Source organism: Paucibacter sp. XJ19-41 (assembly GCF_028462495.1).
Lineage (GTDB): Bacteria > Pseudomonadota > Gammaproteobacteria > Burkholderiales > Burkholderiaceae_C > Roseateles_E.
The window spans coordinates 1-2,105 of record NZ_JAQOWX010000247.1; the positions used below are offsets into that span (position 1 = coordinate 1).

General features: G+C 71.3%; 1 protein-coding gene and 2 pseudogenes. All 3 read right to left on the reverse strand.

Translation table 11 applies throughout. The features are described from left to right. Window positions 1-758: pseudogene (locus PO768_RS28620) on the reverse strand (ATP-binding protein); the annotation flags it as partial. Then, a complete protein-coding gene (locus PO768_RS28625) occupies window positions 748-1,464 on the reverse strand; it encodes a response regulator (protein WP_137944729.1) in 717 nt (238 codons plus the stop codon). The pseudogene PO768_RS28620 and the gene PO768_RS28625, both read right to left, overlap by 11 nt. Next, window positions 1,461-2,105, reverse strand: a pseudogene (locus PO768_RS28630) (hypothetical protein); the annotation flags it as partial. The gene PO768_RS28625 and the pseudogene PO768_RS28630, both read right to left, overlap by 4 nt.

Consider the following 2,105-nt stretch of genomic DNA (forward strand, 5'->3'; position numbering starts at 1 on the left):
GCCCGGCTCAGGCCGGCCAGCGGCCGGGTCAGCGCCCGCGCGGCGATCAGCGTCAACAGCAGGGCCAGGCCCAGCGTCAGCAGCTGCGGGGTCAGGCGTTGCCAGCTGAAGAACTCCAGCTGTTCGAGGAAATAAGGGTCGGGCAGCGCGCTGCTCAGATACAGCCACTGCCCCGGCTCGGTCTCGACCTGTATCACCAGAAAGGGCGCCGGCCGCTCCGGCGCCAGCAGCGAGGGATCGACCCAGCTGTCGGGCAGATCGGCCAGCAGCGCGCCGCCGGGCCTCACCTGAAGGCCCAGCGGCGAGGCCAGGGTCACGCGCAGCGCCGTGCCGGCGGCCAGCCGGGACTCCAGCTCCTCGCGCACCCGCGCCTCCAGCAGCCGCGCCAGCGCCTGCTCGGGCAGCGGCCGGATCGCCACCTCGGCCTGGTTGAAGAACACCAGAAAGCGCGTGCCGCCCATGGTGCGCAGCTGCTCGATCAGCAGCGGCCGGTAGGCCGCCGGCAGCTCGCGCAAGGCGCGCAGCGCCCCCAAGGCGCCGCTGGCCACATGGTGGGCGGCCTGCTCGGTCTGGCGCTTGGTGCGCTGCTCGATCTGGCTGTACCAGAGCAGATTGATCAGCAGCTGCACCAGGGCCAGCCCGCCCAGCATCGCCAGCACGAAACGGCCCTGCAGGCTGTCGAACAAGAAGCCGCTGAAGCGCTGCGGCCAGCCGGTGCCGCGCCACCGGCCGGCCCCACGCCCCCGCTCAGGGCGCATGGCCCACCGTCACCGTGGTCGCGAACACATAGCCCGAGCCGCGCACCGTCTTGATCAGGGCCGGCTGCTTGCCGTCGTCCTGCAGGCGCTGGCGCAGCCGGCTCATCTGCACATCGAGCGAACGGTCCAGCGGGCCGAGGTCCCGGCCGCGCGTGACCTCGGCCAGACGGCTGCGCTCCAGCACCTCGCCGGGGTGCTCGACCAGCAGCTTGAGCAGCTGGAAGTCCATGCCCGACAACGCACTGGCGCTGCCGTCCGGGTCGATCAGGCTGCGCTCCAGCAGGTCCAGCGAGAAACCGTTGAAGCGGTAGTAGCGCGGCGCCTGGCTGCGCTCCTGGCCGGTACGCCGGGTGATGGCCTTGATGCGGGCCAGCAGCTCGCGCGGGTTGAAGGGCTTGCCGATGTAGTCGTCGGCGCCCAGCTCCAGGCCGATGATGCGATCGGTCTCCTCGGCGCTGGCGGTCAGCATGATGACCGGCACCTCGGAGCGCCGCCGCACCGCCTGGCACAGCGCAAAGCCCTCGGTATCGGGCAGCATCACGTCGAGGATGCACAGACTGATCTCGTCGCGATGGCGCTCGAACTCGGCCATGAAGCTGGCGCCATCATGGGCCAAGAGCACCGCGTACTGGTTCTTCTCCAGATAGGTCTTCAGCAGGGTGCGGATCTTCTGGTCGTCGTCGACGATCAGGATGGTGCGGGTCATGGTGCGGCTTTCCTGGGGTTCGGGGTCGCCGTGGCAGCGGCGGGGCTCAGCGCCCGCAGCAGGCCCTGCAGCTTGCGTTGCGCGGCGGCCGGTGTCTGGCTGGGGTCGAGAGCGAAGCGATGCACCGTCTCGATGATGGCGTTCTTGCCCACCTCGCCGAAGGCCATCCGGTGCACCAGGCTGGGCACGCGCGGCGTCGCGGGGTTGGCAAACAGATGGAAGGACTGCTGGGCGCAGGGGTCGAGCTCGTCGACCGGCACATCGCGGCGCACCGGCACCGAGCCCTTGATGCGGTTGTAGCCCAGCTGCAGCGCGGCGCTGCCCAGCAGCTCGGCCATCTTTTCCTGCTCGGCCTGCGCCGGGCTGCCGCCGGCCAGCATCGCCAGCGTGTCGATGCTGAAGAGATGGACCTGGGCCGTGCCGGGCACGGCCTTGCACTCGAAATCCCGGCCGCCCTCCAGGCCCAGCATGCCCAGCTCGCCGCGCGCCCAGTCGCCCATGATCAGCATGGCCGAGCGCTCGGCCGCGAAGTCGGCCACCAGCTCGGTCCAGGGACGCTCGCCGGGCGCGGCGACTGCGGCGCCGCTGGCCGGCGCGGTGACGGCCGGCGCCGGGCCAGCCAGACTGCGCCAGGCGCGCAG

Coding starts and splice junctions, on each gene's coding strand:
- PO768_RS28625 (WP_137944729.1), bottom strand. CDS start 1,464: ATGACCCGCACCATCCTGATCGTCGACGACGACCAGAAGATCCGCACC.